The sequence below is a fragment of the Gryllotalpicola ginsengisoli DSM 22003 genome, from assembly GCF_000419445.1.
Taxonomy (GTDB): domain Bacteria; phylum Actinomycetota; class Actinomycetes; order Actinomycetales; family Microbacteriaceae; genus Gryllotalpicola; species Gryllotalpicola ginsengisoli.
Genome location: NZ_AULK01000008.1, coordinates 31,489 through 53,740, shown reverse-complemented (window position 1 = coordinate 53,740; position 22,252 = coordinate 31,489). Strand labels below are relative to the sequence as shown.

15 protein-coding genes are annotated in these 22,252 nt (G+C 70.5%); 9 read left to right on the top strand and 6 right to left on the bottom strand.

Features of this window, described 5'->3' with window-relative positions:
• The first annotated feature begins 135 nt into the window (after positions 1–135).
• From H563_RS17485 to H563_RS16625, 4 genes are all read left to right on the top strand, one after another.
• Positions 136–2,367, top strand: coding sequence for an anthranilate synthase family protein (locus H563_RS17485; RefSeq protein WP_022882956.1), 2,232 nt, complete (start codon positions 136–138; stop codon positions 2,365–2,367).
• A gap of 157 nt (positions 2,368–2,524) precedes the next feature.
• Positions 2,525–4,246: a glycosyltransferase family 2 protein gene (locus H563_RS16630; protein ID WP_022882955.1), complete on the top strand. Its 1,722-nt coding sequence runs from the start codon at positions 2,525–2,527 to the stop codon at positions 4,244–4,246.
• Positions 4,243–4,968, top strand: a complete 726-nt coding sequence (locus H563_RS0112575; protein ID WP_022882954.1) for an HlyD family efflux transporter periplasmic adaptor subunit — start codon at positions 4,243–4,245, stop codon at positions 4,966–4,968. Before H563_RS16630 ends, H563_RS0112575 begins: the two co-directional genes overlap by 4 nt.
• Positions 4,969–4,991: 23 nt before the next feature.
• Entirely contained in the window at positions 4,992–7,004 is a 2,013-nt protein-coding gene (locus H563_RS16625) for a glycosyl hydrolase (RefSeq protein ID WP_022882953.1), read from the top strand.
• A gap of 26 nt (positions 7,005–7,030) precedes the next feature.
• Here H563_RS16625 and H563_RS0112565 read toward each other — a convergent pair whose 3' ends face one another.
• From H563_RS0112565 to H563_RS16620, 4 genes are all read right to left on the bottom strand, one after another.
• Positions 7,031–7,534, bottom strand: a complete 504-nt coding sequence (locus H563_RS0112565; RefSeq protein WP_022882952.1) for an amino-acid N-acetyltransferase — start codon at positions 7,532–7,534, stop codon at positions 7,031–7,033.
• 167 nt (positions 7,535–7,701) lie between these two features.
• The gene (locus tag H563_RS0112560) at positions 7,702–9,162 is read right to left on the bottom strand and encodes an MFS transporter (RefSeq protein WP_081416297.1); all 1,461 of its coding nucleotides are present in this window, start codon (positions 9,160–9,162) and stop codon (positions 7,702–7,704) included.
• Between the two features lie 234 nt (positions 9,163–9,396).
• Positions 9,397–11,910, bottom strand: coding sequence for an ATP-dependent Clp protease ATP-binding subunit (locus H563_RS0112555; protein ID WP_022882950.1), 2,514 nt, complete (start codon positions 11,908–11,910; stop codon positions 9,397–9,399).
• A gap of 166 nt (positions 11,911–12,076) precedes the next feature.
• A complete protein-coding gene (locus H563_RS16620; RefSeq protein ID WP_022882949.1) occupies positions 12,077–12,517 on the bottom strand; it encodes a YgdI/YgdR family lipoprotein in 441 nt (146 codons plus the stop codon).
• A gap of 51 nt (positions 12,518–12,568) precedes the next feature.
• Here H563_RS16620 and H563_RS0112545 point away from each other — a divergent pair, with 51 nt between their 5' ends.
• The 5 genes from H563_RS0112545 to rfbA are packed head-to-tail and all read left to right on the top strand — an operon-like array spanning position 12,569 to position 18,276.
• Positions 12,569–13,582 carry a pirin family protein gene (locus H563_RS0112545; RefSeq protein ID WP_027479420.1) on the top strand — a complete coding sequence of 338 codons (1,014 nt, stop codon included), beginning with the start codon at positions 12,569–12,571 and terminating at the stop codon, positions 13,580–13,582.
• 58 nt (positions 13,583–13,640) lie between these two features.
• Positions 13,641–14,639 (top strand): dTDP-glucose 4,6-dehydratase, encoded by a 999-nt coding sequence (rfbB, locus tag H563_RS0112540; RefSeq protein ID WP_022882948.1) that lies wholly within the window; start codon positions 13,641–13,643, stop codon positions 14,637–14,639.
• Positions 14,640–14,651: 12 nt separating this feature from the next.
• Positions 14,652–16,049 carry a sugar nucleotide-binding protein gene (locus H563_RS0112535; protein ID WP_022882947.1) on the top strand — a complete coding sequence of 466 codons (1,398 nt, stop codon included), beginning with the start codon at positions 14,652–14,654 and terminating at the stop codon, positions 16,047–16,049.
• Between the two features lie 10 nt (positions 16,050–16,059).
• Positions 16,060–17,373 (top strand): UDP-glucose dehydrogenase family protein, encoded by a 1,314-nt coding sequence (locus H563_RS0112530; protein ID WP_022882946.1) that lies wholly within the window; start codon positions 16,060–16,062, stop codon positions 17,371–17,373.
• Positions 17,374–17,397: 24 nt separating this feature from the next.
• On the top strand, positions 17,398–18,276 hold the full coding sequence (gene rfbA, locus H563_RS0112525) for a glucose-1-phosphate thymidylyltransferase RfbA (protein WP_022882945.1): 879 nt from the start codon (positions 17,398–17,400) through the stop codon (positions 18,274–18,276).
• A gap of 275 nt (positions 18,277–18,551) precedes the next feature.
• Here the strand turns inward: rfbA and H563_RS16615 are convergent, their stop codons facing one another.
• Both H563_RS16615 and cls read right to left on the bottom strand, forming a co-directional pair.
• Entirely contained in the window at positions 18,552–20,732 is a 2,181-nt protein-coding gene (locus H563_RS16615; RefSeq protein WP_022882944.1) for a prolyl oligopeptidase family serine peptidase, read from the bottom strand.
• Positions 20,733–20,770: 38 nt separating this feature from the next.
• The gene (gene cls / locus H563_RS0112515; protein WP_027479419.1) at positions 20,771–22,243 is read right to left on the bottom strand and encodes a cardiolipin synthase; all 1,473 of its coding nucleotides are present in this window, start codon (positions 22,241–22,243) and stop codon (positions 20,771–20,773) included.
• Between the last annotated feature and the right edge of the window lie 9 nt (positions 22,244–22,252).

The window sequence follows — 22,252 nt, the reverse complement described above, 5'->3', positions numbered from 1 at the left end:
CGTCTGCACCAGAACTGGTGGCCCGCCTCCTAGGCGGACCGACGCGCGCACGAAACGCAACGACGACCGCCTGACCGGGCGGTCGTCTCGCATGTCGGGGGCGGTCTCCCGATCGGCGGCAGACAAGGATCTGCCATGACCGACCTGCTCTCCCGCCTCCTCACGGGCGCCGACGCGCTGCCGTTCGCGGTGCTGCGCCGCCACGGCTCCCCCGAGCTCGACGTGCTCACCGGCGACGTCGTCGACGTCGACGCGCTCGCCGACATCCCGCTCGACGGCGGCCCGGTGCTGGCCGCGGTGCCGTACCGGCAGATCCGCGAGCGCGGCTTCGCCGCCTGCGACGACGGCGCGCCGATGCGCTGCCTGATCGTGCGCGAGAGCGAGCGCGTCGACCTCGACGCGGCGCTCGCGCTGCTGCCGCAGACCCCCGCGCCGGCCCGCCCGCTCGGCTTCGACATCCCCGACGACGAGTACGCGCGCATCGTGCGGCGCGTGATCGACGACGAGATCGGCCGCGGCGAGGGCGCCAACTTCGTCATCTCCCGCAGCTTCGAGGGGCAGACGGATGCCCCGGCCGTACCCGCTCTGCTCAGCTGGTTGCGCGCCCTGCTGATCGGGGAGTCGGGCGCCTACTGGACCTTCGCCGTACACCTGCCCGCTCCGGGCGGCGCCGGCGGGAGCCATCCGCTCGCCATGGTCGGCGCGACGCCCGAACGGCACCTCACGGTGCGCGGCGGCACCGCGGTGATGAACCCGATCAGCGGCACGTACCGGCACCCGGCCGGCGGCCCGACCCGCGACGGCCTGCTCGCCTTCCTCGCCGACGTGAAGGAGAGCGAGGAGCTCTTCATGGTCGTCGACGAGGAGATGAAGATGATGAGCGCGGTGTGCCCCGGCGGCGGCCGCATCCTCGGGCCGTACCTCAAGCAGATGTCGCGACTCACCCACACCGAGTACCTGCTCGAGGGCACCACCGACCTCGACGTGCGTGAGGCGCTGCGGCGCACCCTCTTCGCCCCGACCGTGACCGGCTCGCCGATGGAGAACGCGTGCGCCGTGATCGCCCGCCACGAGGCTCGGCCGCGCGGCTACTACTCAGGAGTGCTCGCGCTCTTCGAGCCGCCGCCCTCTGCCTCCGCTGGTCGACTCACGCGTCAGCGTGAATGGAGACCAAACCAAGCGGCGCCCCTCGCCTACTCCCTCGACGCCCCCATCCTCATCCGCACCGCCTACCTCGACGAGGGCGGCCGGCTGCGGGTGCCGGCCGGCGCGACGCTCGTGCGGCACTCGACCCCCGAGGGCGAGGTGGCGGAGACGCGCGCGAAGGCGTCGGGCGTGCTCGCCGCGCTCGGTCTCATCGAGGCGCGAGCGGATGCGTCGGGCGAAGGTGCGACCCTTCGAGACGCGGCCGGTGGCCGCTCCTCAGGGACCCCCCTTCGAGACGGGCGCTCCGCGCCCTCCTCAGGGACCACCCTTCGAGACGCGGCCCCTGGCCGCTCCTCAGGGACCGCCCTTCGAGACGGGCGCTCCGCGCCCTCCTCAGGGAGCGCCCCCGCCGCGCCGCTCGCCGCCGACGCCGAGGTCGCCGCCGCGCTCGCGCAGCGCAACCGGCGGCTGGCGTCGTTCTGGGTCGAGCCGCAGGGCACCGCCGTCGACCCGCTGCTCGAGGGGCGCTCGGTGCTGGTCATCGACAACGAGGATCAGTTCACGACCATGCTCGCCCACCAGCTGCGGCACCTGGGCATGCGGGTGCGGCTCGAGCGGTGGTCGCGGGTCGATGCGGTCTCGGGCGACGACCTCGTCGTGTTCGGGCCGGGGCCTGGCGACCCGCGCGACCTCGCCGACCGGCGCGTCGCACGGCTGCGCGCGCTGCTGCTCGAGCGGGCAAGGTCCGGGGCTCCGCTCGTCGCGGTGTGCCTGAGCCATCAGGTGCTCGCGCAACTGGCCGGCTTCCCGGTCGAGCCGCTGCCCGCGCCGCGGCAGGGGGTGCAGCTCGAGGTCGACGTGTTCGGGCGGCCGGCGCGCATCGGGTTCTACAACACCTTCGGGGCGCGACCCTTCGAGACGGGCGCTGCGCGCCCTCCTCAGGAACCACCCTTCGAGACGCGGCCTCCGGCCGCTCCTCAGGGATCGCGCGTCGCCGAGCTGCGGCTCGAGGCATCCGTCGACGCCGAGGGCGTCGTGACCGCGCTGCGCGGGCCGGGGATCGCGTCGATCCAGGGCCACCTCGAGTCGGTGCTGTCGCCCGACGGGCTCGAGGTGCTGCGCGAGCTCGCGTGCCACGCGCTCGCGCCGGCGCCGGCGCCGGCCGCCGTGCGCGCACCGCGCACCGCGCCCGCGACGCCCGTCCCGACGGGCGCCCGTTAACAGCGCGTAAACCCCTGCGGCGCGGGCTTGCGCCCCGCGGACCGCCATTTATGATGAAACCTCAGCTAGGCGACGTTGCCCCCGCTCTCCGGTCGGCGTCGAGCCGAAAGGCGAGCGACTCCCCTCCGCAGCACCCGACTCGCCCGTTAGAGGATCGATGGCGCGCCCACTCGACGGCCCCGGGCCCACCCGCCCGGCACGGCCGCTTTCCCACTCCCCCCTCACCGTTCTGCTCGTGCTGCTGTGCACGGCAGGTGTACTGGCCTACGCCGGCTTCCTGCTCAACCCGGCCCACCGCGGCAACATCGTGCCGTACGCGATGGTGATCTCCGCCGAGAGCGTGCTCGTGTTCCACGCGCTCGTCTCGATGTGGACGATCCTGTCGGCCGTTCCCGACCCGCGCGGCTTCGCGTTCTACCGCGCGCAGGCCGTGATGTTCATCCGGCCCAAGCTCACCGACGAGCAGCGCCGCGAGCACCGCCTCGGCCTCGGCGCCGAATGCCCCGAGCAGTGGCCCGTGCAGCTGGCGGGGCGCGTCGTCGACATCGACCTGTTCGTCACCGTCTACGGCGAAGATCTAGAGACCGTCCGCCGAACCGTCACCGCCGCGATCGCCGTGCACGGCAAGCACCGCACCTGGGTGCTCGACGACGGGCACTCGGACGAGGTCAAGCAGCTGGCCGAGGAACTCGGCGCGCGCTACGTGCGGCGGCTGTCGCGCAACGGCGCCAAGGCCGGGAACGTGAACCACGCGCTGTCCATCGCGAAGGGCGACTATTTCGCCATCTTCGACGCCGACTTCGCCCCAGCGCCCACCTTTCTCTACGAGACTCTGCCGTTCTTCGCCGAACCGGACATCGCCTTCGTGCAGACGCCGCAGACCTACGGCAACCTCACGACCACGATCTCCACCGGTGCTGCCTACATGCAGTCGATGTTCTACCGCTACGTGCAGCCGGGCCGGAACCGCTTCAACGCCGCATTCTGCGTCGGCACCAACGTGGTCTTCCGCCGCAGCGCCATCGACGAGGTCGGCGGCATGTACACCGACTCGAAAAGCGAAGACGTGTGGACCTCGCTGATGCTGCACGAGGCCGGCTGGCGCTCGATGTACATCCCCACCGTGCTCGCCATCGGCGACGCGCCCGAGACGATCGAGGCGTACAGCAAGCAGCAGCTGCGCTGGGCCACCGGCGGCTTCGAGATCCTCTTCACGCACAATCCGTTCAGCCCCCGGCGGCGCCTGACCATGGACCAGCGGCTGCAGTACTTCGTCACCGCCACCTTCTACCTGACGGGCATCGCGCCGTTGCTGCTGATCCTGGTGCCGCCGCTCGAGATCTACTTCGACCTGCGCCCCATGAACCTCTCCATCACCCCGCTGCAGTGGGTGCTGTACTACGGCGGCTTCTACGGGCTCCAGATCGTGCTGGCGCTGTTCACCCAGGGCACCTTCAAGTGGCAGACCCTGACCCTCGCCACCGTCTCCTTCCCCATCTACACCAAGGCCCTGCTCAACGTGCTCACCGGCACCGACCAGGCCTGGCAGTCGACCGGCACCGCCAAGCAGCGCTCCCCGTTCGAATTCATCGCCCCGCAGGTGATGTTCTTCGTCTTCCTCGCGCTCACCTCGTTCGTGGCCATCACGCGCGACGTCGACAACGGCGGGCTCACGCTGGCCACCGCGTGGAACATCACGAACACGCTCATCCTCGGCGCGTTCCTGGTGGCCGCAACCCGTGAAGCGCATCGGATCCGGCATCCGCTCGCCGCCCACGCGGCAGCCGTGCCCACCCGCGCGCCGGCGCAGGCCGCCCCGCTCAACCGGCCGATCACGGTGGTCGCCCGACCCGAGCACGCCGAGGGAGCGATGTCATGACCTGGATCGCACGCCTCAAACTGCTCGGCGGCGTCGTCTCGGTGATCCTGCTGGTCGCCGTGCTGACGGTCGTGTTCACGCAGCGCGTCTCGCACGCGACGAGCGAGTCCGCCTCGATCGAGGCGCTGAGCTACCCCGTCGGCTCCACCTTCGGCGGCGTGGTGACGCACGTGTACGTGCAGCAGGGAGGGCACGTGAAGAAGGGCGACCGGCTGATCGACGTGCGCCCCACTCAGACCGACGCCCTGCTGTCCAAGAACGCCAAGACGCCCTACTCCGTGACCACGGACGGCGTGACCACGCTGCTCGCGACCGCCGACGGAAGCGTCGCCGACCTCAACGTGCCGGCCGGCGGTTTCGCCACCGCGGGGCAGACCATCGCGACCGTGGATGAGGACGACTCGCTCTACGTGCGCGCCGAACTCACCCTGTCGCCGCAGGACTACGCCCGCATCCTGCCCGGCGCCGCTGCGACCGTGACCCTGCCGAACCAGCGCGACCTGAAGGGGCACGTCGAGTCGCTCGAGGTGCGCACCGAGGCGGGGCAGGCGGTGACGACCGCGAAGATCGCCGTGAAGGGCCTGGTCGACCACGGCGACCTCGGCCTGCAAAGCCCCGGCACGCCCGTCCAGGTCTCCATCGCCCTGCACGACGACGGCGTGTTCAGCGGCCCTCTCGACACTCTGCGCGGCTTCGCCCGCTCGATCGGCCTGCTTCCGTGAGGATCGCCCCCAATGTCCAACGGATGCTTCGCACCGTGGCCGCCGCAGCCGTGATCGCCGCCCTCGCGGCCGTCACCGGGTGCACCGCCGCCGCGCCGACTTCGACCGAAACGGCCGCAACGAACGTCACGGGCACGTCGGCCGAGGTGCTGTCCGGCGCCGACGTGACGTCGACGCTCGCGAAGCTGCCGCAGCGCTCGGTGGCGGCGGCGCCGGCCACGCGTCTCGCCGACGGCCTGGTGCCGCCGACGAACCGGTGGTTCTCGGGCCTGGTCTTCGGCTCGTCGCCCGAGCCGGTGTTCCCCAGCCCGCTGTCGTTCGGGCTGACCTCCGACGGCTTCGCCTTCGGGCTGCCCCTCGTCACCGCCACGGCGAACACCATCGCCGGAGGCTACCGCCCCGACGTGACGATCGCAGCGGGGGCGGCCAAGGCGGTCGTCGTGCGCTACGACGAGGTCTCCGTCACCGTGGAGCTGCGCGACAGCGCGGGCGCCGCGATCGGCCGGGTGCTCATCGCCGAGGGGTCGCCGTTCGTGACCTTCACCGCCGCGCGGGCGACGACGCTGGCGTCCTCGGTCTCCTTCGCCGACCGCGACGGGGTCGCGCAGGCGACGGTCGGCACCACCCGGTACGCAGCCCTCGGAACCGACGGTGCGGTCGGCGGCCGGCGGGTGAAGCTGGCGAAGGGCGCGAGCGTGCGGTGGTTCCCGGTGCCCACGGGCGGCTCAGCTGCAGCGGTCGCCGCCGCGGCGACCGGCGTCGTCACCTCCGTGAGCACCTCCTACGACGTCGCCGACAAGACCGTCTCGACCTCGCTCGGCTACAACACCGGCAGCGGCCGCACGGTGGTCGGAGTGCTGCCGCACCAGTCCGCGGGACTCACCACGAAGGGGTGCACCCTGGGCAGCTACGCGACCGTCTACGGAACCATGAGGCTGTGCGCCTCCAGCACCCTCACGTGGCACGTCTCCCGGCAGACCCCGAGCAGCTCCCTCGACCTCTCCGCCCTCACCGCCGCGCAGAAGTCGACCGTCGTCGCACAGCTGAAGAAGGACGCGGCCACCCGGGTCACGATCCCGGATGACACCTACGGCGGCGGCAAGGCGCTGTACCGCATCGCCAACCTGCTCACCCTCGCCACGCAGCTCGGCCAGAGCTCCATCGCCGCGTCGCTGACCTCGCAGCTGCGCACCGACATGCTGCAGTGGGCCGACGTGAGCGGCTGCACCACACGGGCCACCCATTGCTTCGTCTACGACCCGGCCGTGCGGGGCGTGGTGGGGCTCGCGGCAAGCTACGGCTCCGACCAGTTCAACGACCACCACTTCCACTACGGCTACCTGCTCTACGCGGCCGCGGTGCTCGCCCAGCACGACAAGGCGACCATCCCGAAGCTCAAGCCCGTCTTCGACGCGGTCGCCGCCGACATCGCGGGCAGCGGAAGCAGCAAGCTGCCCACCCGCCGCGTCTACGACCCCTACTTCGGGCACTCCTGGGCGTCCGGGTACTCGCCGTTCGCCGACGGCAACAACCAGGAGTCCTCCTCCGAGGCGGTGAACGCGTGGAACGCCCTCGCCCTGTGGGGCTCGGCGACCGGCCAGAGCGACGTGCAGCGCGAAGCGGTGTGGCTGCTGTCGAACGAGGCATCCGTCGCTCGCAGCTATCAGGTCTACCCGGAGGTGTCGCAGTTCGCCGGCTTCGAGCACTCGGTCGTCGGCATCGACTGGGGCGGCAAGCGAGACTTCGCGACCTGGTTCACGGCCGACCCCGTCGCCGTGCTCGGCATCCAGCTCATCCCGATGAGTCCCGTCTCGACCTACCTGACCTCGACGGCGGCGCGCGAGAAAGCGGCCGTCCAGTCGGTGGGCGCGTCGGACGAGACCGGGCAGTTCGGCGACTATTTGCTGATGTATCTCTCCCTCGCGGGGGGAGCGACCGCGGATGCCGCGCGCGCCGCCGCGCGCACCCTGCCCGACGCGGCCATCGACACCGCCGACTCGCGCGCGTACCTGCTCGCGTACGTCTACTCGCACTGAGGCGGCGGGGCGCGGCTCGGCCGCGGTCAGAGGTGCTTGATCATGCGGGTGTTGCCCAGCGTGTTCGGCTTCACCCGGGCGAGGTCGAGGAACTCGGCGACGCCCTCGTCGTGCGAGCGCAGCAGCTCGGCGTACACCTGCGGGTCGACCACCTGCTCGCCCATCTCGACGAATCCTTGCCGGCGGAAGAACTCGACCTCGAAGGTGAGGCAGAACAGCCTGCTCAGGCCGAGGTTGCGGGCGTCCGCCTCGAGCGCCTCGACGAGCGCGTGGCCGACTCCCTTGCCGCGGTAGTCGGCGGCGGTCGCGAGGGTGCGCACCTCGCCGAGGTCCTCCCACATCACGTGCAGGGCGCCGCAGCCGATCAGCCGGCCGGCTGCGTCGTCGACGACACGGAACTCCTGCACGGACTCGTACAGGGTGACGAGCTCCTTGCCGAGCAGGATGCGCTCGTCGACGAGCGGCGAGATCAGGTCACGGATGCCGCGGACATCGCTCGTGCGCGCGCGCCGCACCGTGTAGTCGCCCATCCCCCCACCGTATCCGCCCCGGCGCGCCCGGTGCGCTACTCGGATCCGCGCTGCGCGCCCCGGCTTCGGTCGTCGCCTCCACGTGCGCTACTCGGATCCGCGCTGCGCGCCCCGGATCCGAGTAGCGCAGTGCGGATCCGAGGCGCGCAATGGCCGGGCGCCGAGCCTCACGCCTCGGCGGGGTGCTCCTCGGTGTCCTTCGAGTCGGTCAGGGTGAGGGCGCCCCACCCGGCGATCAGGCCGACGATGACCGCGAGCGCGCCGTAGGTGACCCGCTCGCCGGAGAAGAACGACAGCACGAGCGCGTGGCCCCACACCCCGGCGGGCAGCACCTTGGTGACCAGGGCGGCGATGAGGGTGCCGACGACGGCCGTGCCGACGCTGGTGCCGATCTCCTGCGCGGTGTCGTTGAGCGCCGCGCCCATCGACGTGCGGTTGGCGGGCATGGCGCCCACGAGCGCGACGCCGCAGACGGTCATGACGGTGCGCAGACCGAGGGTGAAGGTGACCATGAACACCGCGATCACCAGGTAGCCGCGGAACACGCCCCAGGCGAGCCCGGCCATGGAACCGGCGAGCAGCACCGCCGCGACGAGGCAGGTGACGCGGTGACCGAAGCGCTTCACGAGCCACTCCGAGAACGGCGCGGCGGCGACCATCGTGACGATCATCGGCAGGTTCGCGAGGCCGGCCTTCACCGGGCTCCAGCCGTAGGCGTACTGGAAGTGCAGCACGAGCCCGAACATGACGCCGGCCATCGCGACCGCGGTGCCGATCTCCGCGAGCACGGCGCCGCGGATCGTCGCATTGCGGAACATGCTGAGGTCGAGCATCGGCGCGGGCGTGCGGCGCTCGTGCCAGATGAAGGCGGCGAGGGCGCACAGCGCCCCGAGTGCCGAGGCGAGGGTCGCCGCGGAGAGCCATCCGTTCTCGACGCCGCTCGTGGCGGTGTAGCAGGCCAGGCCGATCGTGATGATGCTGAGGATGGCGCCGGGCAGGTCGAGCTTGTCGGCCGTGAGGTCTTCGCGGCGGTCGGGGGCGACGCCGCGCAGCACGCCGATCACGGCGATCAGCGCGATGGGCGCGTTCACGACCAGCAGCCACTGCCACGGAATGTGCGCGAGCGCCGTGCCGCCGAGGAGCGGGCCGAGGATGAATCCGCTCATGCCGACGACGATCATGAGCGTCATCGCGCGCATCCGCTCCGCCTCTCCCTCGAACAGCCGGAAGACGAGGGAGTTGGTGATGGGCGCCATCGCCGCGGCGGCGATTCCGAGCGCGGCGCGCACCGCGATCAGCTCGCCGGTCGAGTGCACCCCGACCACCAGCAGGCTGATCAGGCCGAACGCCGCGAGCCCGACGAGCAGCACGCGCTTGCGCCCGAAGCGGTCGGCGATCGAGCCGGCGGTGAGCAGCAGCCCGCCGAAGGTGAGCGAATACGCGCCGGTCACCCACTGCAGGGCGGTCGTGCTGCCGCCGAGGCTGCGGCCGATGGTCGGCAACGCGACGCTCAGCAGCGTGTTGTCGACCATCTCGACGAAGAACGCGAGGCACAGCGCGGTGAGGGGGATCCACGCCGCACGCAGCGAGGCGTAGGAGCGGGTGGGTGCGATGGTCGAAGTGGTCATGTCGACCATTGGACCAAGGCCCGCTTTCACGTCACTTGCGCGGCGCTTTCACGCGCGCTTACACGGCTAAGGGCCCGCACCCGCAGGTCTCCATTCACGCTTCGCGTGAGTCGACCAGCGGGTGCAGGCCCTTCGTCACCGGCTCTGCCAGGCGGCGGCTTGGCCGCCGCCGAACGCATGGATCGCGCAAGCCGACTGCCGTTCGCCGGGCGGGGACCGGCGAACCAAACCAACTCAGTCGCTGGTGATCGCCAGATCCGGCGTCGCAGCGTGCGCGCCGCCGCTCGCGATGGAGCCGACCTTCTCGCCGCGGGGCGAGATGTCGAAGGCGAAGTCGCCGTCGACGAAGTCGACCACCACGTGGTCGCCCGCGTTCAGCTCGCCGGCGAGGATCTTCTCGGAGAGACGATCCTCCACCTCGCGCTGCACGGCGCGACGCAGCGGGCGGGCGCCGAGCGTCGGGTCGAAGCCGATCTCGATCAGGCGGTCCTTGGCGGGCTGCGTGATCTCGACCGTCAGGTCGCGGTCCAGCATGCGGGTGCCGAGGCGCCTGATGAACAGGTCGACGATCTGGCGCAGCTCGTCCTTGGTCAGCTGCGGGAAGACGATGATGTCGTCCACGCGGTTCAGGAACTCGGGCTTGAAGTTCTTCTTCAGCTCCTCGTTCACCTTGGCGCGCATGTTGTCGTACGCGTTCGAGCTCTCGCCCTCGAGCTGGAAGCCGACCGGGCCGCCGCTGATCGCGGAGGTGCCCAGGTTGGTCGTCATGATGATGACCGTGTTCTTGAAGTCGACCACGCGGCCCTGACCGTCGGTCAGGCGACCCTCTTCGAGGATCTGCAGCAGCGAGTTGAAGATGTCCGGGTGTGCCTTCTCGATCTCGTCGAAGAGCACGACCGAGAACGGCTTGCGGCGCACCTTCTCGGTGAGCTGACCGCCCTCCTCGAAGCCGACGAAGCCCGGAGGGGCGCCGAACAGCCGCGAGACGGTGTGCTTCTCGCCGTACTCCGACATGTCGAGCGAGATCATCGCCGACTCGTCGTCGAACAGGAACTCGGCGAGCGCCTTGGCGAGCTCGGTCTTCCCGACGCCGGTGGGGCCGGCGAAGATGAACGAGCCCGACGGGCGGTGTGGGTCCTTGAGGCCGGCGCGGGTGCGGCGGATCGTCTTGGAAAGGGCCGAGATGGCCTCCTCCTGGCCGATGACGCGCTCGTGCAGCGCCTTCTCCATGAAGACGAGCCGCGAAGACTCCTCCTCGGTGAGCTTGAACACCGGGATGCCCGTGGCCTGCGCCAGCACCTCGGCGATGAGACCCTCATCGACCTCGGCGGTGGTCTTCACGTCGCCGGACTTCCACTGCTTCTCGAGGCGCAGCCGCTCGCCGAGCAGGTTCTTCTCCTCGTCGCGCAGCGCCGCGGCCTTCTCGAAGTCCTGCTCCTCGATCGCCGCTTCCTTCTTCTCGCGCACGGCGGCGATCTTCTCGTCGAACTCGCGCAGCTCGGGCGGCGCCGACAGGATCGACAGGCGCAGGCGGGCGCCCGCCTCGTCGATCAGGTCGATGGCCTTGTCGGGCAGGAAGCGGTCGCTGATGTAGCGGTCGCTCAGGTTCGCGGCGGCGACGATCGCGCCATCCGTGATCGAGACCTTGTGGTGCGCCTCGTAGCGGTCGCGCAGCCCCTTCAGGATGTTGATCGCGTGCGGCAGCGACGGCTCGGCCACCTGGATGGGCTGGAAGCGGCGCTCCAGCGCGGCGTCCTTCTCGAAGTGCTTGCGGTACTCGTCGATGGTGGTGGCGCCGATGGTCTGGAGCTCGCCGCGGGCCAGCAGCGGCTTCAGGATCGACGCGGCGTCGATCGCGCCCTCCGCCGCGCCCGCGCCGACGAGCGTGTGGATCTCGTCGATGAAGGTGATGATGTCGCCGCGGGTGCGGATCTCCTTCGTCACCTTCTTCAGGCGCTCCTCGAAGTCGCCGCGGTAGCGGGAGCCCGCGATCAGCGACCCGAGGTCGAGCGTGTAGAGCTGCTTGTCCTTCAGCGTCTCGGGCACGTTGCCGGAGACGATCGCCTGGGCGAGGCCCTCGACGACGGCGGTCTTGCCGACGCCGGGCTCGCCGATCAGCACGGGGTTGTTCTTGGAGCGGCGCGACAGGATCTGCATCACGCGCTCGATCTCCTTCTCGCGCCCGATCACCGGGTCGAGCTTGCCCTCGCGGGCGGCCTGGGTCAGGTTGCGGCCGAACTGGTCGAGGATCTGCGAGCCGCCCTGCGCGCCCTGCTGCTCGTTCGCGCCGACCTGCACCTGCTCCTTGCCCTGGTAGCCGGACAGCAGCTGGATGACCTGCTGGCGCACGCGGTTCAGGTCTGCGCCGAGCTTCACGAGCACCTGGGCGGCGACGCCCTCGCCCTCGCGGATGAGCCCGAGCAGGATGTGCTCGGTGCCGATGTAGTTGTGGCCGAGCTGCAGCGCCTCGCGCAGCGACAGCTCCAGCACCTTCTTCGCGCGCGGGGTGAACGGGATGTGCCCGGTCGGCTGCTGCTGACCCTGGCCGATGATGTCCTGAACCTGCTCGCGCACGGCATCGAGAGAGATACCGAGCGACTCGAGAGCCTTGGCTGCGACACCCTCGCCCTCGTGGATCAGCCCGAGCAGGATGTGCTCGGTGCCGATGTAGTTGTGGTTGAGCATCTTGGCCTCTTCCTGCGCCAAGACGACGACCCGACGGGCTCGGTCTGTGAACCTCTCAAACATGTGTCACTCCTCGTCGAAGCCTTGCCAGACCCGTGGGTCGGCTCCGATACATCGAGGGTAACCAGCGCTCCCCGGCGAGCGCGGCCCTGTTCGCCCCAGGCGTTATTCGCGCGCTTTGGTCTGGTCTCCATTCACCCGGGCGCGTGAGTCGACCGGCGGCGGCCGCCTACTTCTTCTTCTTCACCGGGGCGAGGTAGAAGTGCGTGTCCTGCGCGGTGAACTGGATGTGCACGTAGCGGTCGAGATTCGACGGGGTGTCGAACACCGTGGTCCACGGCGAGTAGCCGTCGGTGCACGAATCCGCCTGCTTCGCGACCTTGATGGTGATCTCGTCGGGCGCCGTGACCTTGTAGCCCGTGGCCTTCGGCGGGCACTTGTCGGAGCCGTACAGGACGACCGCGAACTCGTCGCCGTCCTTCGTCATCCACACGGCCCACGGCGCGCCGCCGGCGCTCGACGCGGGCGCCTCGACCCCTTTCGGCTCGCCCTTGTAGCTCTCGACCGGCTTGGTCGAGACGGATGCGTGTGAACCGCAGCCCGCCAGCACGAGAACCGCCCCGGCCGCCACCGCGAGGGTCGCGAGAAGGCGGGATCTCGAGGGGCGCATGCGCACGATCTTAGAAGGGGGAACCTGGGTGGAAGCGTAGGCTACGGCAGCGTGAGCAATCTCGAGCGGGAGCCGGCCGAGACGGTCGCGGAGTGCGTCGCCGACGGGGCGGAGGCGAGGCCCATGGTGCTCCTCGAACCGCGCGAAGTGCCGCTCGGCGGGCCGCGGGCGATGACCGTGTACCGCACCCTGCCGCAGCGCCGCCGCTCGACCATCGGGGCGTGGTGCTTCATCGACCACTACGGCCCCGACGACGTGTCGCTCACCGGCGGGATGAACGTTCCGCCGCACCCGCACATCGGGCTGCAGACCGTGTCCTGGCTGTTCCGCGGCGAGATCGAGCACCGCGACTCGGTGGGCTCGCACGCGCTGGTGCGGCCGGGCGAGCTCAACCTGATGACCGCCGGGCACGGCATCTCGCACACCGAGTACTCGACGCCGGAGACGACGGTGCTGCACGGGGTGCAGCTGTGGCTGATGCTGCCCGACGCCGAACGCGACCGGCCGCCGTCGTTCGAGCACACCGAGCCCGCGCCGTTCGACCTGCTGACGGATGCCGGCGTGCCGATCCGCACCTTCGTCTTCGTCGGCGCCCTGCTCGACCACCCCGAGCACGCGGCGGACACGGACACCCACAGCCCGCTGCTCGGCGCCCAGCTCGAGCTGCCGGCGGGCGCGTGGATCGACCTCGCGGTCGATCCCTCCTTCGAGCACGGCGTGCTCGTCGACCACGGCGCGGTGACCGTCGACGGGTCGCCGCTCGCCGCCCGCGAGCTGGGTTACCTCGAGCCCGGCCGGTCACGGGTGCGCCTTGCGGCGACGGATGCTTCGCGCCTCATCCTCCTCGGCGGGCGGCCGCTCGGCGAGCCGATCGTGATGTGGTGGAACTTCGTCGGCCGCAGCCACGACGACATCGTGCGGGCGCGCGCCGACTGGCAGGCGCAGGCGATCCTGGGCGACCGGCCGGCCGACGGCCGCTTCGGCTTCGTGCCCGAGTCGCACGGTGAGGCGCCGCTGCCCGCGCCGGCCCTTCCGACGGTCCGGCTCAAGCCGCGCGACCAGTAGCGCATCCCGCGACGCAGGGGGCCGGGCCTCCCAGGCGCGCTTCGCTACCCTGTCTCCCATGCGCAAAGTCCTCGTCACCGGTGGCGCCGGCTTCATCGGCTCGAACTTCGTCCACTACCTGATCGAGAACACCGACGACCACGTCACCGTTCTGGACAAGCTCACCTACGCCGGCAACCTCGCCAGCCTCGAAGGCCTGCCCGAGGATCGCTTCCGCTTCGTGAAGGGCGACATCGCCGACGCATCCGTCGTCGACGAGCTCGTGGCCGATGCGGACGTCGTCGTGCACTACGCGGCCGAGAGCCACAACGACAACTCGCTGCACGACCCGCGCCCGTTCGTCGACACGAACCTGGTCGGCACCTTCACCCTGCTCGAGGCGGTGCGCAAGCACGACGTGCGCTTCCACCACATCTCCACCGACGAGGTCTACGGCGACCTCGAGCTCGACGACCCCCAGCGCTTCACCGAGCAGACCCCGTACAACCCGTCGAGCCCCTACTCCTCGACCAAGGCCGGCAGCGACCTGCTCGTGCGGGCCTGGGTGCGCTCCTTCGGCGTGCGGGCGACGATCTCGAACTGCTCGAACAACTACGGCCCCTACCAGCACGTGGAGAAGTTCATTCCCCGCCAGATCACCAACGTGCTGACGGGGCAGCGCCCCAAGCTGTACGGCGCGGGGCTGAACGTGCGCGACTGGATCCACGCCAACGACCACTCCTCGGCGGTGCTCACCATCATCGAGAAGGGCCGCATCGGCGAGACCTACCTGATCGGCGCCGACGGCGAGAAGGACAACAAGACGGTCGTCGAGCTCATCCTGAAGCTCACCGGCCAGCCGACCGACGCGTACGACCACGTGGTCGACCGCCCCGGCCACGACCTGCGCTACGCGATCGACTCGACCAAGCTTCGCACCGAGCTCGGCTGGCAGCCGCAGTACCAGGACTTCGAGGCGGGGCTCGCGGCGACCATCCAGTGGTACCGCGATCACGAGGCGTGGTGGAAGCCGCAGAAGGCCGCCACCGAGGCCAAGTACGTCCTGCAGGGCCAGTAGGCTTTCCAGACGATGAGCGACACGCGGCTCCCTGCCCTGCACGAGACTCCGATCCCCGGCCTGTTCGTCGTCGACCTCGACCTGCGCGGTGACAACCGCGGCTGGTTCAAGGAGAACTGGCAGCGCGCCAAGATGGTGCCGCTCGGGCTTCCCGACTTCGGGCCGGTGCAGAACAACGTGTCGTACAACGACGAGGTCGGCACCACCCGCGGCATCCACGCCGAGCCGTGGGACAAGTTCGTCTCGGTCGTGCACGGCAAGGTGTTCGGGGCGTGGGTCGACCTGCGCGAGGGGCCGTCGTTCGGCGCGGTGTTCACCACCGAGATCGACGCGTCGAAGGCCGTCTTCGTGCCGCGGGGCGTCGGCAACTCCTACCAGACCCTCGAGCCGGACACGGTGTACTCCTACCTGGTCAACGACCACTGGTCGCCCGACGCCGGAGCGAAGTACACCTTCCTCAACCTCGCCGACGAGACGGCGGCCATCCAATGGCCGATCCCGCTCGAGCAGGCGATCCTGAGCGAGAAGGACAAGGCGCATCCGCGCTTGACGGATGTCTCGCCGATGGCGCCCCGCAAGACCCTGGTGCTGGGCGCCGGCGGCCAGCTCGGCCGCGCGCTGCGCGCGGTGTACCCCGACGCCGAGTTCGCCACCCGCGCCGAGCTCGACCTCGCCGCCCCCGGTCTCGAGAGCGCCCGGCCGTGGCGCGACTACGGCGTGATCGTCAACGCCGCCGCGTACACGAAGGTGGACCTCGCCGAGACGGCCGACGGCCGCCGCGACGCCTGGGCGGCCAATGTCGCCGGCGTCGCCGCGCTCGCCCGCATCGCCGCCGACAACGGCATCACCCTCGTGCACGTCTCCAGCGACTACGTCTTCGACGGCACCGCCGACGGCCACCCCGAGGACGAGCCGTTCAGCCCTCTCGGCGTGTACGGCCAGACCAAGGCCGCGGGCGACGCCATCGTGCAGACCGTGCCGCGGCACTACATCGTGCGCACCAGCTGGGTGATCGGCGACGGCGCGAACTTCGTGCGCACCATGGCCTCGCTCGCCGAGCGCGGCGTCGACCCGAGCGTCGTCGACGACCAGGTGGGGCGGTTGAGCTTCACCGCGGACATCGCCGCAGGCATCCGTCATCTCGTCGACACCGGCGCGCCGTTCGGCGTCTACAACCTGACCGGCTCAGGCGAGCCGGTGAGCTGGGCCGAGATCGCCCGCCGCGTCTTCGCCCGCACCGGCCACGACGCCGCGCGCGTTACCGGCGTGACCACCGCCGAGTACTTCGCGGGCAAGCAGGTCGCACCGAGGCCGCTGAACAGCGTGCTGCCGCTCGACAAGATCGAGGCGGCAGGCTTCACCCCGCGCGACCACCTCGTCGCGCTCGACGAGTACCTGACCCAGGAGTAAAGGAGACCTCGTGCGCATCACGGTCATCGGCTGCGGTTACCTCGGAGCGGTCCACGCCGCGTGCATGGCGGAGCTCGGGCACGAGGTGCTCGGCATCGACGTGGACCAGGCCAAGGTCGACGCGCTCGCCGCGGGCCGGGCGCCGTTCTTCGAGCCGGGGCTGCCCGAGCTGCTGCGCTCGGCCTCGGCCACGGGCCGCCTGAGGTTCACCACCGACATGAGCCAGGCGGCCGACTACGACGCGCACTTCATCGCGGTCGGCACGCCGCAGAAGAAGGGCGAGTTCGCCGCCGACCTGAGCTACGTCGACGCCGCCGTCACCTCCCTCGTGCCGCACCTGAAGCCCGGCGCGCTCGTGATCGGCAAGTCGACCGTGCCCGTGGGCACCGCGCGGCGCCTCGCGGGCATCGTCGAGGCCGGCGCGCCCGACGCGGGGCTCGCCTGGAACCCCGAGTTCCTGCGCGAGGGCTTCGCCGTCGAGGACACCCTGCGCCCCGACCGCCTCGTCTACGGCGTGCCCGAGGGCGAGGCCGGCGAGCGGGCCAAGGCCGTGCTCGACGAGATCTACGCCGTCGCCCTCAGCAACGGCACGCCGCTGGTGGTCACCGGGTACGAGACCGCCGAGCTCGTCAAGGTCTCCGCCAACGCGTTCCTCGCCACCAAGATCTCGTTCATCAACGCGATCGCCGAGGTCGCCGACGTGACCGGCGCCGACGTCACCAAGATCGCCGACGCGATCGGATACGACGACCGCATCGGCCGCAAGTTCCTGAACGCCGGCCTGGGCTTCGGCGGCGGGTGCCTGCCGAAGGACATCCGCGCCTTCCAGGCCCGCGCCGGGGAGCTCGGCGCCGACCAGGCGCTGACCTTCCTGCGCGAGGTCGACGAGATCAACCAGCGCCGCCGCGTCCGCGCCGTCGACCTGACCCGCGAGATCCTCGACGGCACCCTGCGCGGCAAGAAGGTCGCCGTGCTCGGGCTCGCGTTCAAGCCGAACTCCGACGACATCCGCGACTCGCCGGCGCTCGACGTGGCCGTCCAGCTGCGCGCGCAGGGCGCCCGCGTCATCGCCTACGACCCCGAGGCGATCGTCAACGCCAAGCGCCAGCACCCCGAGCTCGACTACGCGTCATCCGTCGAGGAGGCCGCGACCGACGCCGACGCGGTCGTCGTGCTCACCGAGTGGAAGCAGTTCCGCGAGCTCGACCCGGCCGCGTTCGGCGAACTGGTCGGCGCGAAGAACATCCTCGACGGCCGCAACTGCCTCGACCCGGAGGCGTGGCGCGCCGCCGGCTGGCAGTATCGCGCGCTCGGCCGCCCGTAACCCCAACCCCTAGGAGCACCATCGATGCGCGGAATCATCCTCGCCGGCGGCTCGGGCACGCGCCTGTGGCCGATCACCAAGGGCACGTCGAAGCAGCTGATGCCCATCTACGACAAGCCGATGGTCTACTACCCGCTGTCGACCCTGATGATGGCGGGCATCAACGAGGTGCTGATCATCACCACGCCCGAGTACAACAGCCAGTTCCGGGCGCTGTTCGGTGACGGCTCGCAGCTCGGCATCCACATCGAGTACGCGGTGCAGCCCTCGCCCGACGGCCTCGCGCAGGCGTTCATCATCGGCGAGGAGTTCATCGGCGACCAGTCCGTCGCCCTCGTGCTCGGCGACAACATCTTCCACGGCACGGGCCTCGGCGCGTCGCTGCGGCAGAACACCGACATCGACGGCGGCCTGATCTTCGCCTACGAGGTCAGCAACCCCACGGCATACGGCGTGGTCGAGTTCGACGAGGACTTCCGCGCCATCTCCATCGAGGAGAAGCCGGCGAACCCGAAGTCGAACTACGCCGTGCCCGGCCTGTATTTCTACGACAACTCGGTGGTCGAGATCGCCAAGACCATCACCCCGAGCGCGCGCGGCGAGCTCGAGATCTCGACGGTCAACGAGCGCTACCTTGAGGCCGGCAAGCTGCAGGTGCAGGTGCTGCGCCGCGGCACCGCCTGGCTCGACACCGGCACCTTCGAGTCGATGATGCAGGCCTCCGAGTACGTGCGCGTCATCGAGGACCGGCAGGGCTTCAAGATCGGATGCATCGAGGAGATCGCCTGGCGCGCCGGCTGGATCGACCTCGACCAGCTCGAGGAGCTCGCGCAGCCGCTGCGCAAGAGCGGCTACGGCATGTACTTGCAGCGCCTGGTCGACATGGAGCGCGCCCGCCGCTGAGGCCGCGGCGGCGGCGGTCGACTCGCGCGCAGCGCCCGCGCCGGTCGACTCGCGCGCAGCGCCTCCGCCGGTCGACTCGCGCGCAGCGCGAATGGAGACCGCGCCTTCTCGAAGGGCACACTTCGCGCCTACGGGCACCGCAGAAGCGCGCATCCGATCTGCCCTTCGACGTCACGTGTGCCCTCCGTGAAACGGCCGCCGACGCGAATCTCCCAAGACGCAGGCTAGGGAGGAGCTTTTCGCGAGAAGTTCCTCCCGACGGTGCGTCTTGGGCGCTACGGCGCGACGACCTGGGGCGCCGACCCCACCGACGGCACCCGCAGGCCGGTGAAGTGCGCGGCGAAGGCGAGCACGTCGGCGGCCTCGGCGGCGACCATGGCGAGCGGTTTGCCGGCTCCGTGGCCGGCCTGCGTCTCGATGCGGGTGACCACCGGCGCGGGCCCCTGCTGCGCCGTCTGCAGCGTCGCCGTGAACTTGTGGCTGTGCGCGGGCACGACGCGGTCGTCGTGGTCGGCGGTCAGCACGAGCGTCGGCGGGTAGGCGAGCGGCCGCACGTTGTGCAGCGGCGAGTAGGCCAACCCGACCTCGAAGTCGTGCGGGTCGTCGGGGTCGCCGTAGTCGCTCGTCCACGCCGCGCCGGCGGTGAACTTGTGGAAGCGCAGGATGTCGAGCACTCCGACGCCCGGGATCGCCGCCGCGAACAGCTCCGGCCGCTGCGTGAGCACGGCGCCGATCAGCAGCCCGCCGTTGCTGCGGCCGTGCACCGCCAGCTGCTCGCGGGTCGTCTCGCCCGTCTCGACCAGGTGCTCGGCGACGGCGATGAAGTCGTCGAAGACGTTCTGCTTGTGGTCGCGCTTGCCCGCCTCTGCCCAGGCGCGGCCGAACTCCCCGCCGCCGCGCAGGTTGGCGATCGCGAGCACGCCGCCGGCGGCGAGCCACCCGGCGAACAGCGGCCGGTAGTCGGCCTCGACCGGGATGTCGAAGCCGCCGTAACCCCACAGCAGCACCGGCGCGGGCGCGGGCACCGCCGTGTCGGGCCGGATCAGGAAGTACGGCACCGGGGTGCCGTCGGCGCTCACGGCGCGGGCCCGGCCCACCGCCACCTCGGGGAAGTCGACCGCCTCGCCCGACGCGGGCGGCACGAGATCGTCGAGCGGCTCGAGCGCACCCGAGCCCACCTCGGCGCGGAAGGCGCGGCCCGGCGACGTCGGCGTCGACAGCCCGAGGAACCACTCGTCGGAGTCCTGTTCGCTCCACAGCGCGGCGATCGCGCCGCCGGGCACCTCGACCGTTCCCAGCTCGCGACCGTCGAGCGCGTGCCGGGTGATGCGCGGCTGCGCATCCACGAGGCGCACGGCGAGCAGCTCGTCGCCGGCGCCGTGCACCGACTGCAGAGAATCGGATGCCTCGGGCACGAGCTCCTCGAGCTCGAGCGCGCCCGTGCGCTCGAACTCGCCGAGGTCGAACGCGACGACGCGGCCGAGGTCCGCGCCGAGGTCGGTGTGCACGACGACACGGTCGCCGTCGGCGCGCACCACGTGGTAGAAGGCGTCGGGGGTGTCGAACACCCGGATCGGAGCGGAGAACCGGCTCGAGCCATCCGTGCCCGTGGTGATGCGGAAGAGCCAGAGCCGGTTCTCGCGCTCGGTGCCGCTGCCGAGCGCGACGTAGGCGAGGCCGCCGTCGGAGCTCACCTCGGCCCAGACGAACGCCTGCCGGTACTCGTCGCGGATGTCGACGACGGTCTCGTCGGCCGCCTCGGGCGTGCCGAGCCGGTGCAGTTTCAGCAGGCCGGTGGTGACGTGGCCGGCCTGGGAGCCGACCGCGCGCCCCTCGTGCGGCACCGCCTCGTACAGGAACGAGCGGCCGTCAGGCAGCCACTGCGCCGAGCCGAACTTGGTCTGGATCGGGGCCTCGACCTGCTCGCCCGTGGCGAGGTCGATCGTGGTCAGGTCGACCCAGTCGCTGCCGCCTTCGCTGACGTTGTAGGTGAGGTAGCGGCCGTCGGGGCTGACGGTGAAGCCGCGCAGCGACGTGGTGCCGTCGGCGGACCACGCGTTCGGGTCGAGCACGAGGCGGCCGCCGGCGCGCAACTCGGCCAGGGTGTCGGCGACGAAGACCTGGTCCTGGTTCCGGCTGCCGTCGTTGCGCGTCACGAAGTACGTGCCGCCGCGCTTCACCGGGATGCCCGCGCGGGGGCGCCGTACGACCCGGCCCATCAACTCGTGGAAGTATTCCCGTTCCGGAATATCCGCGAAGACGCTCTCGGTGAACGCGTTCTGCCGCTGCACCCAGTCGCGGGTCTGCTCCGAATCGGGGTCTTCGAGCCACCGGTACGGGTCGGCGATCTCGCGCCCGTGCAATACCTCGACCACCTCGCCCCGAGGGGAGTGCGGGTAGGTGAGGGGGCTCTCACCGCTGGCCGCCGGATCGAGCTTGTCGAGATCATCCGTCATGCCCCAACGCTAGCGGCCGTCCGAGCCGCCGCATGCCGTCACTGCAGCGCGCTCGTCAACCGGGCCAGGTTGTCGGCGATGGTGGAGCGCAGCGGCTGCAGCTCCCACTCCTCGAGGGTGAGCTGCCGGCTGTGCTCGCGGTAGCTCTCCTCGATCTCATGCAACTCCGCCACGAAATTGCGGCCGCGCACCATGAGCGAGATCTCGCAGTTGAGCTGGAACGACCGGATGTCCATGTTGCTCGAGCCCACCACGGCGACGTCGTCGTCGATCGTGAAGTGCTTGGCGTGCAGGATCGTCGGCGCCCGGTACAGCCAGATGGTGACGCCGGAGCGCAGCAGCTGCTCGTAGTACGAGCGCTGTGCGTGGTAGACGAGCCACTGGTCGGCGACCTCGCTCACGAACAGCTCCACCTTCACGCCGCGCTCGATCGCCGTCATGATCGCGTACATGATCGACTCGTCGGGCACGAAGTACGGGCTCGTGATGGAAATGCGCTCCTGCGCGTAGTACAGCAGCGCGAGGAACAGGCGCAGGTTGTTCTCGCCCGCGAAGCCCGGCCCGCTCGGCACCAGCTGGCAGTCGATCTGCTCGCGCGGCGGCACCTGGAACACCGGCTCGACCGGCCGCGCCTCGCGGGCCAGCAGCTCGTCGGTCTCCACGTACCAGTCGGTGATGAAGATCGCGTTGAGGCCGGCCACGATGGGGCCGTCGAGCCGCACCACGAGCTCCTTCCAGCGCAGGCCGCGGCGCCGGTTGCGCGCTTTGTCGTAGCCCGGGTCGATCACGTTCTGCGAGCCCATGAAGCCGATCGCCCCGTCGACGACGAGCAGCTTGCGGTGGTTGCGCAGGTCGGGGCGCTGGTAGCGGCCCTTGAAGAGCTGGATCGGCAGCATCAGCTGCCACTGCGCCCCCATCGCGGTGAGCCGCTTCGTCGCGGCCCGGTAGCCGCGGGTGCGCAGGCTCGCGATGTGGTCGAGCAGCACGCGCACGGTGACCCCGCGCCGGGTCGCGCGCTCGAGGGCGTCGAAGAACGGCTCCGTCGTCGGGTCGAGGGTCAGGATGTAGAACTCGACGTGCACGAAGTTCTGCGCCCGGTCGATCTCGTCGATCATCGCCTGGAACGACTCGCCGTACTCGGTGATCATCGTCGCCGAGTTGCCGCCGACCAGCGGCATGGCGCCGAGGTTGCGGTTGAGGCGCACGACCTGCTCGAGCCAGATCGGCCAGGGGTGGTCGCGGCGCACCCGCTCGATGCCCTCGGTCGAGTCCATGATGAACTGGTTGATCTGCGCCTGCTTGCGGCGCCGGCTCTTGGGCAGCTTGTACGAGCCGATGAGCAGGAAGACGATCAGGCCCAGATACGGGATGAAGTTGATCGCCAGCAGCCACGCGGTGGCGCTCGTGGGGCGCCGGTTGCGCGGCACCACGATGATCGCGATGACGCGGAAGACGAAATCGACCAGCAGGCCGAAGATGATGGCCGCGGAGGTCCAGAACCCTGCGTTGATGGGCTACCT